The sequence below is a fragment of the Mannheimia varigena genome (assembly GCF_013377235.1).
Classification (GTDB): Bacteria; Pseudomonadota; Gammaproteobacteria; order Enterobacterales; family Pasteurellaceae; genus Mannheimia; species Mannheimia varigena.
Genome location: NZ_CP016226.1, coordinates 750636 through 761410, shown reverse-complemented (window position 1 = coordinate 761410; position 10775 = coordinate 750636). Strand labels below are relative to the sequence as shown.

Here is a 10775-nt window from a genome sequence, read left to right as displayed (position 1 = left end):
AAAAATGAATCTTTATAAATTATCGACAATTGCAATTTTTACCGCTTTTTTGACCGCTTGTAATAGCATTACCGTCGATACCCAATCTTCCGTTGAAGTACCGCTTGAGTTTGATCAAACTCAAGCAGCGAAAGGAGCCAATGAAATCCAACAATGGTGGAAAAACTGGAATGATCCGCAATTAACAGCCTTGATTGAAAAAGGATTAGCTAACAGCCTTGATATCAAACTCGCCCAAGCCCGATTAGCGGAAGCTCAAGCCAACAGCCAATATACCGAAGCCGATAAAGGGATTAACATTGGGGCAAGTGGTTCTGTTGGTGGAGGTCTGATGGATATGGACACCGGGTTGTTTGACCCAAAACGCTCTGATGTAGCAGCGATACAAGGCGGAATCTCTGCTTCTTGGGAGCCAGATTTTTTTGGTAAAAAACGCAGCGATGCTGATGCTGCAAGAGCAGGAGCGTTAGCACGCCAAGAACAAGTTTATGGTGCACAGCTTTTAGTTTCCAGCAGTATTGCGGAAAATTATTTCCGAATTTATGCCATTGAGCAGAAACAAGAAATTCTTCGTAAAAATGTGGCCATCTTGAATGAACTACAGCGTTATATTCAAGGGCGTTTTAATGCAGGGCAGGCAACTGCGTATGAAATCAGTGAAATTAAAGCTCAAATCACTGCATTACAGGCTCAACAATCAATGTTACAATCACAAGCTGATGCCCTCACTCGTAATATTGCGGTATTGATTGGTTCAGTGCCACAAGGTTTTCACATTGCCAAAAGTGGTAATCCGTTAGCGAAAATTCCGGATAGCCCAAGTGGGCAAATGCCAAGTACAGTGATTGAACGCCGCCCGGATATAAGGGCAAATGCCCGTCAGGTAGAAGCAATGGCGGCTAAGCTTGCAAGTGCGAAAGCAGATCTCTACCCACGTTTTGACATCCAGTTCTTGGGGCAGGGCGGTTATATCAAAATCAATAATGATCTATCGCCAATTTCGGCTTTAGCGAACCTAGTGAGTGTTGGCGTGAAGCTCCCGATTTTTACCAATGGCAGAATTCAAGCCAATATTGATGCTTCAGATGCTCGCTTGCAAGCAGCAATGATTGAGTACGACAATAGTCTCTTAAAAGCTCTCGGCGAGGTAGATTCTGCTTATCAACATCAATCCAGTTTAGCTAAGCAAAGCCGATTATTGCAAAATGCAGTACGCCAAGCCCAAAAACAGGCAAATGATGCTCAAAGTTTGTTTAAATATGGCGAAAAAACTTTAGATGTAGCGATTGGAGCAAGAACATCGGTGCTGAATTATCAACAGCAGCTTGTTCAATCTCAGCTTTCACAAGCATTAAATTTAATTAGCTTGTATAAAGCACTCGGCGGTGGTTGGCGATAGCTTACAAGCGGTAAGGTTTTTTAATTATTTTTGAACTTTTGTTATTCTTGCAAAAAGACAAACAAAAATGACCGCTTGTAAGCGGTCATTTTTATCAGAATGAAAGATTATTCTGTTTTGCCATAGTAGGCTTTTGTCATAATCTCTTCCATATCTTCAATCATTGCTAAGCGTGGATTTGCTGGTGTGCATTGATCTTCAAATGCGTGTAAGGCAAGTTCACGGCGAGCATTTAAGAATGCTTGTTCATCAACGCCTTGCTCACGTAATGACATTTTCACACCGCAACGTACCGCTAAATCATGTACTGCCTTAGCGTAAGATTCCACCGCTTGTTCCGGTGTTTTAGCCGGTAAGCCGAGCATTCTGGCGATGTCTTGGAAGCGAACGTCTGCCACATAGTTGGTGTATTTCGGCCAGGTTGCCACTTTGGTTGGGCGTGTGCCGTTATAACGAATGACGTGCGGGAGTAAAATCGCATTGGTTCTACCGTGAATAGTGTGGAATTTACCGCCGATTTTGTGTGCCATTGAGTGACAAATCCCTAAGAATGCGTTGGCGAACGCCATACCAGCCATTGTAGAGGCGTTGTGCATTTTTTCACGGGCGGCTTCGTCAAACTCTTTCACCGATTTTTCGAGGTTTTCGAACACTAATTTGATCGCTTGTAACGCTAAACCGTCGGTGTAGTCGTTGGCTAAAATTGAGGTGTAGGCTTCAGTAGCGTGGGTTAAAACGTCTAAGCCGGTATCTGCCGCAACGTGTGATGGCACGGACATCACCAATGCCGGATCAACGATCGCAATCGTTGGGGTTAAAGAGTAGTCCGCTAACGGATATTTAATATCACCGTCAGTAATTACTGCAAATGGTGTTACTTCAGAACCTGTACCGGAAGTGGTTGGAATACCAACAAATTTCGCTTTTCTGCCTAATTGTGGGAATTTAAACGCACGTTTGCGAATATCCATAAATTTTTGCACTAAATCACGGAAATCCACTTCAGGTTGTTCGTAGAATAACCACATAATTTTCGCTGCGTCCATTGGCGAGCCACCGCCTAATGCAATAATGGTATCCGGTTGGAAGCTACGCATTAATTCTGTACCACGCTGCACGGTTTGTAGGCTTGGATTCGGTTCAACATCGGTGAAAAGTTGAATCATTACTTGATTGCGGCGTTGGCGGAGTTGCTCGGTAATTCTATCCACAAAGCCGAGATCTACCATTGAACGGTCTGTCACGATCATCACTTTGTGTACATCGTGCATTGATTTGAGGTATTGAATTGAGTCACGCTCAAAGTAGATTTTTGATGGCACTTTAAACCATTGCATATTATTTCTCCGTCTGCCCACTCGTTTGATGTTGATTAAGTTCACTGCACTCACGTTGTTGCCCACGGAGTTTTTGCCGTAAGAGCCACAACCTAAGGTGAGCGATGGGAGGAAAGAGTTATACACATCACCGATACCGCCGAAGGTCGATGGCGAGTTCCAAATCACACGAATCGCTTTCACACGCTCACCAAATGTTTTGGCAAGCTCTTTGTTTTCGGTGTGGATCGCCGCACTATGCCCTAAACCGTGGAAATTCACCATCGCTTCGGAAAGCTCTAAACCATGTTCGGTAGAATTAGATTTGAGTAAGGCTAACACCGGCGAAAGTTTTTCACGTGTAAGTGGTTCGCCTTCGCCCACAAAAGCACATTCCGCTAATAAAATATTGGTTTTTTCCGGCACTTTGAAGCCTGCTTGCTCGGCAATCCAAGCTGCTGGTTTACCTACTACTGCAGAATTAAGTTTCGCCCCAGAGCAGCTTTCCGCATCGGCTTTATCAACACCAAAAATATATTTCTCTAACAACGCTTTCTCTTTTTTGTTCACCAAATAGACGCCGTAAGATTGCATCTCTTTGATGAAATCGTTGTAGATCTCTTTATCCACAATCGCTGCTTGTTCAGAGGCACAAATCATACCGTTGTCGAAAGATTTCGACATCACGATGTCATACACCGCTTGTTTTAATTTGGCGGTTTTTTCTACATAAGCTGGCACATTACCTGCCCCAACCCCTAATGCAGGTTTGCCACAAGAGTAAGCTGCTTCAACCATCGCATTACCGCCTGTAGCTAAGATAGTTGCAATACCTGAATGCTTCATTAAAGCAGAAGTACCCTCCATTGAAGGTTGTGTAATCCATTGTACGCAATGTTCCGGAGCTCCTGCAGCAACAGCTGCATCACGCACAATTTGAGCAGCGTGTGCAGAACATTGTTGAGCTGATGGGTGGAAAGCAAAAACGATTGGGTTACGAGTTTTGAGGGCGATTAACGCTTTGAAAATGGTAGTAGAGGTTGGGTTGGTAGTTGGGGTGATTCCGCAGACGACACCGACTGGGTCGGCAATTTCGGTGATACCTGTGACATCATCTTCACTAATGACTCCGGCGGTTTTTAAATGTCGCATATTATTGACAACATATTCGCAGGCAAACAGGTTTTTGGTGGCTTTATCTTCAAAAACGCCACGCCCGGTTTCTTCATAAGCATGCATCGCCAAGATGCCGTGTTTATCTAATGCCGCGACGGACGCTTTCGCCACAATGAAATCAACCTGTTCTTGGTTGAGTTTTCTAAACTCATCAAGGGCTTTTAAGCCTTTTTCAACAAGCTCGTTCACTTCTGCTTGGGCATCAAAGGGTTGTGCGTGTTTAGCCATAGTTTTGTTCCTCATAAAGTGTAAATTTGACAATTTTTTTAACTGATAAAATTATTACTCAAAAGGAGGTATTTTGTCGCGAGGAATTATACTTCTTTTATGTTGTTTTGATCTATGTCAAAATTAAAAAAATGTTATATATGCTATAAAAGTTGAATACTATTAGCTTGATAACTTCATTAAGATTTTTCATTTACCCTAAATGAATAGATACGATTATTTTTGGCAGTTGGATCAAAAAGTGGTAGGATTAACCACTACAAGCGGTTCAATTTTTAGAAATTTATGAAAGATATTTTACGTATTGCCACACGCCAAAGCCCATTGGCTTTATGGCAGGCGAACTTTGTGAAAGACGAATTAGAAAAATATTTCCCTGAGCTTTCCGTGGAACTGGTGACAATGGTCACTAAAGGTGATGTAATTTTAGATACGCCACTTGCCAAAATTGGTGGAAAAGGCTTGTTTGTCAAAGAATTAGAATTGGCTCTATTAGAAAACCGAGCTGATATTGCCGTGCATTCAATGAAAGATGTGCCGATGAGTTTCCCAGAAGGCTTAGGCTTGGCGGTGATTTGCGAGCGTGAAGATCCGCGTGATGCTTTTGTTTCCAATCACTATGCTTCCCTAGACGATTTGCCGAACGGTGCGGTAGTTGGCACCTCAAGCCTCCGCCGTCAATGTCAGTTAATGGCGAAATATCCGCACTTGGAAGTGAAATCCTTGCGTGGCAACGTAGGAACTCGCTTAAGTAAATTAGATAACGGCGAATACGATGCGATTATTTTAGCTTCGGCAGGTTTAATCCGTTTGGGCTTGAAAGAGCGAATTAGAAGTTATATTTCGGTGGAGCAATCGTTGCCGGCTGCAGGGCAAGGTGCGGTAGGCATTGAAACCCGAGTAAATGACGAGCGAGTGCTAAATTATGTTGCAAAATTAAATCATAATTTGACCGCTTGTTGCGTGCTTGCCGAGCGAGCGATGAACACTCGATTACAAGGCGGCTGTCAAGTGCCAATCGGTGGTTTGGCGACCTTAGAGGGCGATGAAATTACCCTGAATGCTTTAGTTGGGGCGTTAGACGGTTCGCAAATTATTCGAGTCTCCGGCAAAGCGAATAAACAAGATGCCGAAGCCTTGGGGATTAAGGTTGCAGAGCAATTATTGGCTCAAGGTGCGGATAAAATTTTGTCCGAAGTTTATAGCGATAATCCTATTAAATAAAATGAATGTACTTGTAACACGCCCTGATAATAGAGGGCAAGAATTAGTTGATATGCTAAGCGAACGACAAATTTTTGCCGTACATCAACCGTTATTTACGATTGAGGCGGGTAGTGAATTACCGCTATTGCCTTCTGTACTGTCTCGTCTTAAATCGGGCGATTATGTTTTTGTAGTTTCGCCAAATGCGGTGGATTATGCAGTGAAAACATTAACGGATACAGGGTTTCACTTTCGTTCGGATTTAAAATATTTTGCAGTAGGACAACGAACTGCGAAATATTTTACCGAAAAAGCTGAACAAGCGGTTATTTATCCGTTAGAATCAGAAAATAGTGAAGGCGTGTTAGCGTTGCCAGATATGCAAGATTTAACCGATAAAACAATTTTGATTTTACGGGCAAATTCCGGGCGTGAGTTATTAGCTGAAACGGCGATGTTGCGTGGGGCAAGCATTCAATATTTGGAGTGTTACCGTAGAGAACCTGTTTCGGTGGATATTCCGGAAAAAATTAGCGTTTGTAAGCGTTTAGGCGTGGATACTATTGTAATTACCAGTAGTGAAATTCTAAAAAGCCTTTATGAACAAATAAATGAAAATTGTCTAGAATGGTTATTTGCGTGTAATCTTGTGGTAGTAAGCCAGCGTATTGGCAAAATTGCTAAGCAGATGGGGTGGCAATCAGATAAAATTTTTGTATCGGATAAGGCCGATAATGTAACGTTGATGAATACATTATTATTTAAAATTGACAAATCTAACTAAGGTGGGTGAGTATGTCAAAATCAAGAAAAGTACCTGAAAAAGTAGAGAATACAACAGAAGAAGTTGTAGTAGAAAACCAACAAGCGGTCGATTCTACACAATCTTTTGCAAAAAACGAGATTGAGAAAGATATTTTGAATGAGCCTATGATTGAAGAAAAAGAAGTACCGCTAAAAGAGCAAATTCCAACCCCGGAAAAAATCACAACAGAAGAAAAAATGATTGTTCAGAAGTCGGGTGGGAAAGGTTTGGCATTATTAGCCTTGTTAGTCGCACTTGCAGTAGGCGGTGCTGGTCATTTTATGACGAATAAAAAATTTGATGAAATGGAAGCTCAAATTCAAGCTCTATCTGCTAAATCAGATCAGCAAGCATCAACCCAAACTGTAGTTGAAATGCCAAACTTCGATAATGAAAAAGCCCAAATTGTAGAGCTTTCAACTAATTACCAAAAAGCATTGGAGCGTATTGAAGAGCTTGAAAATACACAAAGTGGCTATACTCAGCAAATTAGTGGCTTACAGTTACAACTGCAAAAATTAAATAATGTGTCAGGTTCGGATAAAACTTTCTGGTTATTATCTGAAGCGGATTTCTTATTAAATAATGCTGCTCGTAAAGTTGTGTTGGATAATGATATTGATACTGCAAAAAATCTGTTGTTAGAAGCTGATCAAGTTTTAACTCAAGTACCGAGTGCAACAAATGTGCGTGAAGCAATCAAGGCAGATTTAAATACTTTAACTAACATTAATAATATTGACCAAAATGCCTTAATGCAGCGTGTAGCGAATTTAACTAACCGATTAGATGACTTGCCGATTTTAGAAAGTGAACAATCGCAAGCTGCCATTGCAGAAGGTCAAGTCAGTGATTCGATTGCAGATTGGGAGAAAAATTTAGAGAAAAGTGCAAGTTCGTTCTTAGATCATTTTATTCGAATATCTAAACGTAACGTTGCTGATGAAAAAGCCTTTGTTGCACCTAATCAAGAGATTTACTTGCGTGAGAATATCCGTTTACGTTTACAAATTGCGATTTTAGCTATTCCTCGCCAGCAGAGTGAGCTTTATACAAAATCTCTTCAAACAGTGGGCTCTTGGATAAGAAGTTATTTTGATACTTCAAATGAGGCCGTAAAAAACTTCTTGAAAGAGGTAGATGAGTTAGCCGATCAAACAATTTATGTTGATGTTCCAGATTCATTACAAAGTTTGAAAGTATTGTCTCAGCAAATCAATAAGACTCCTCAACAGATTGAGAAAGTAGAAATTCAAGCTGAGAAAGAACTAGAGCAAGCAGAGTCTGTAAAAACGGAAGAAGCGGAGCCTGTTAAGAAGGAACAGGTAGAACCCTCTAAGCCGGCAGAAAGCGAACCTGCTAAGTCAGAAGAAGTTTCTGAACAATCAGCTCCTTCAGCACAATAATGAATAAAAGGAGAATTAAATTATGTTTAGAACGCTCTTTTTAATGCTTTTGTTATTGGCAGGCTTAATTGCCGGACCTTATATTTCAGGCAGTCAAGGTTATGTTCGAATTGAAACCGCGACCACAGTCATTGAGATGAGCATTGTAATGCTTGTAGTGTTCTTTGTAGTAGCAATGGCGGTGGTATATCTGCTTGAATGGATTTTTACTAAAATTTGCCGTATGAGTAGTGGTGCTTATAACTGGTTCTCAGCGCGTAAGCATAAAAAAGCTCAACAAGAAACCCTTGAAGGCTTAATGCGTATGAGTGAAGGTAACTACTCTAAAGCGGAGAAGCTATTTAGCAAAAATGCAAAACATGCAGATGAACCTGTACTTAATCTAATTAAAGCAGCTGAAGCAGCTCAACAAAATGGTGATGATTTAGCAGCGAATAAATACTTAATCAAGGCAACTGAAATTGCAGGACCAAATAATGTTGCGGTTGAGTTGGCTCGTACTAAAATCTTATTGCAACAAGGTAAACTACCAGCTGCCCGTACGGCAATTGATAGCTTATTAGAATTAGCTCCACACAATGATGAAGTATTACGTTTAGCAATTCAAATCTACAGAGAGTCGAAAGCCTATATTGCTTTAGATCGTTTATTATCAGAAGTAGGGCAGCGTAATTTCTTAACACCAATAGAGTATGCAGAATTAGAACAGTTCGTTGATGATGGTTTACAAGATGAACGCTTACAAGAGGAAGGTCAAGAAGGTTTACTTATTTGGTGGGAAAATCAGCCGAATCGTCGTCGTAAATCCGTTTACAGCCGTGTTGGTGTAATTAAGCGTTTAATTGATAGTGATGATCATCAATCTGCAGAAGAAATTGCGTTAGAAACCTTGAAAAAATTTGAAGATGGGCAATTACACGGATTATTCGTTCAATTAACTCGCCTACAAGTGGCTTCTGATAGCAAGTTAGTGAAAGTATTAACCAAACGTGCAGATAAAGCGGATGTTAAATATACCGATGATTATGCAAGAGTGTTAGGTTATATCTATACTCGTAATAGTGAGTATGCAAAAGCGAAAACACAGTTTGAGTTGCTATTAGCTCACGATGAGTGCCAGCCTGATGACCGCATTATGGCATTGCACGTTGCAGAGCAAACAAATGACTACATACTTGCAAATCGCATTCGTGAGGAGAATCTCAAACAAGTAAATATGGAAGTTCTACCAAAACCAGATGAAGTTCTCGCATTACCTGGAAATATAGATAATGTGAAACCATTATAATGTCAAAAATAGCAGGTTTTCCCTGCTATTTTTATATTACTTTCAAGGAGTTGTTATGAAATTATACGTTTACGATCACTGCCCATATTGTGTAAGGGCTAGAATGGTTTTTGGATTAAAAGATTTACCGATGGAACTGGTAATGATTGCAAATGATGATGAAGCCACACCTGTTGAATTAGTAGGCAAAAAAGTTGTGCCGATTTTAGTGAAAGAAGATTGCACTGCAATGCCGGAAAGTTTAGATATTGTACGCTATGTTGATACACATTACGGAAATCCAATCATTAAGGAAAACATTCGATCTGAAATTGAAGAATGGGTAGGTAAATTATCGAAAGTTTATAATCATTTATTACTCCCTCGCTTCGTGAAATTAGGCTTGGCTGAATTTGAAAAACAAAGTGCAATTGACTATTTTGTGAAGAAGAAAACAGAAAGTATTGGTGATTTTGAACAAAATTTAGTAGAAACAGATAAATACATTACTATTGTTCAACTATTAATAGATGAGTTATCAGTTCTGATTAAATCAAAGGAAGCATTGAACGGTGAGTTATCTTTAGAGGATATTATCGTGTTCCCAATGCTTAGAAATTTAACTTGTGTGAAAGGCTTTCAATTCCCGCCAAAAGTATTAGATTACATTAATAAAATGGCAAAATTGAGCAAAATTGATTTATATTTTGCAAAAGCAATTTAAAAATAAAGCGTTGGTTTTGAAAATCAACGCTTTTAAATTTTAATATGCTTTCTTTTTAGAAAATATTTTTATAAGGGGTAAGATAATTAAACAAGCAATAGCTCCAACAATGATACCCACTACTAAATCAACCAAGAATGAAAGATTTGGATTGATATTTAATGTTTCGACGAAATGATGAATCATTGGTAAATTATGGGTAAAGATGCCGCCCCCCACTAAAAACATTGCAATAGTGCCAACCACAGAGAGCCCTTTCATAAACCAAGGCATTGTAAATAATAAGCTTTTTCCGACCGCTTGTGAGAATGCACTTTTTTTCTGAATAAGCCATAATCCGATATCATCTAATTTTACAATTAATGCGACCAAGCCATACACAAACACAGTAATACCGATCCCGATGGCGGAAAGTGATAAAATTTTGGTCAGGGTAGACGAATCTTGCAGCACTCCTAAAGCAATAATAATAATTTCTGCTGATAAAATAAAATCAGTACGAATAGCCCCTCTGATTTTATCTTTTTCGGAAAGTTCTTCTTTAGGATCATCTTCGCCTTTATGGAAGAAATGGTGAAGTAATTTTTCCACCCCCTCAAAACACAAATAAGCCCCACCAATCATTAATAGTGGAACAATTAATTGTGGTAGAAAGAATGATAAAAGTAATGCAACTGGAATTAAGATCACTTTGTTAATAAATGATCCTTTGGCAACTTCCCAAACAATCGGCAATTCACGCTCTGGAAGTACATTTTTTCCGCTTACTTGATTTGCATTTAATGCAAGATCATCGCCAATTACACCAGCGGTTTTCTTTGCTGCCATTTTAGTCATAATAGACACATCATCAAGAACAGCAGCAATATCATCTAATAAAGTAAATAATGACGCAAATGCCATAATTTTTCCTCGAATAAAATTTATAAAAAAGCCGAACTTTTCAGCTCGGCTCTCATATTCAATATTTGAAATTAGCGACGTAAACCTAAACGTGCGATAGTTTCTGAATATTTAGCAAGATCAGTACGTTTTAAGTAGTCTAATAATTTACGACGGCGTGAAACCATACGTAATAAACCACGACGACCGTGGTGATCTTTTTTGTGCTCAGCAAAGTGTGCTTGTAAGTGGTTAATTTGTGCAGTTAATAATGCAATTTGAACTTCTGAAGAACCAGTATCTTTTGCATCACGACCAAATTCAGCAACGATTTTTGCTTTTGCTTCTACGCTTAGAGACATTTTA

The 10775-nt window shown here is 39.7% G+C and carries 9 protein-coding genes; 6 read left to right on the top strand and 3 right to left on the bottom strand.

The features are described 5' to 3' along the window. Positions 1-4: 4 nt before the first annotated feature. The gene (locus A6B40_RS03405) at positions 5-1399 is read left to right on the top strand and encodes an efflux transporter outer membrane subunit (RefSeq protein ID WP_176671569.1); all 1395 of its coding nucleotides are present in this window, start codon (positions 5-7) and stop codon (positions 1397-1399) included. Between the two features lie 107 nt (positions 1400-1506). Here A6B40_RS03405 and adhE read toward each other — a convergent pair whose 3' ends face one another. After that, entirely contained in the window at positions 1507-4119 is a 2613-nt protein-coding gene (gene adhE, locus A6B40_RS03400; RefSeq protein WP_176671568.1) for a bifunctional acetaldehyde-CoA/alcohol dehydrogenase, read from the bottom strand. 285 nt (positions 4120-4404) lie between these two features. Here adhE and hemC point away from each other — a divergent pair, with 285 nt between their 5' ends. Genes hemC through grxB form a run of 5 tightly spaced genes read left to right on the top strand, consistent with a single transcriptional unit; the run spans position 4405 to position 9527 of the window. Then, entirely contained in the window at positions 4405-5343 is a 939-nt protein-coding gene (hemC, locus tag A6B40_RS03395; RefSeq protein ID WP_176671567.1) for a hydroxymethylbilane synthase, read from the top strand. Between the two features lies 1 nt (position 5344). Then, positions 5345-6109: a uroporphyrinogen-III synthase gene (locus A6B40_RS03390; protein WP_176671566.1), complete on the top strand. Its 765-nt coding sequence runs from the start codon at positions 5345-5347 to the stop codon at positions 6107-6109. A gap of 11 nt (positions 6110-6120) precedes the next feature. Further along, on the top strand, positions 6121-7536 hold the full coding sequence (locus A6B40_RS03385; RefSeq protein ID WP_176671565.1) for a uroporphyrinogen-III C-methyltransferase: 1416 nt from the start codon (positions 6121-6123) through the stop codon (positions 7534-7536). Between the two features lie 22 nt (positions 7537-7558). Beyond that, a complete protein-coding gene (locus A6B40_RS03380) occupies positions 7559-8824 on the top strand; it encodes a heme biosynthesis protein HemY (RefSeq protein ID WP_176671564.1) in 1266 nt (421 codons plus the stop codon). A 55-nt stretch (positions 8825-8879) separates the two neighbouring features. After that, positions 8880-9527, top strand: coding sequence for a glutaredoxin 2 (gene grxB / locus A6B40_RS03375; protein WP_176671563.1), 648 nt, complete (start codon positions 8880-8882; stop codon positions 9525-9527). Between the two features lie 39 nt (positions 9528-9566). Here grxB and A6B40_RS03370 read toward each other — a convergent pair whose 3' ends face one another. Together A6B40_RS03370 and rpsO are read right to left on the bottom strand one after the other, a co-directional pair. Continuing rightward, positions 9567-10430, bottom strand: a complete 864-nt coding sequence (locus tag A6B40_RS03370) for a DUF808 domain-containing protein (RefSeq protein WP_176671562.1) — start codon at positions 10428-10430, stop codon at positions 9567-9569. A gap of 71 nt (positions 10431-10501) precedes the next feature. After that, on the bottom strand, positions 10502-10771 hold the full coding sequence (gene rpsO / locus A6B40_RS03365; protein WP_005597777.1) for a 30S ribosomal protein S15: 270 nt from the start codon (positions 10769-10771) through the stop codon (positions 10502-10504). Between the last annotated feature and the right edge of the window lie 4 nt (positions 10772-10775).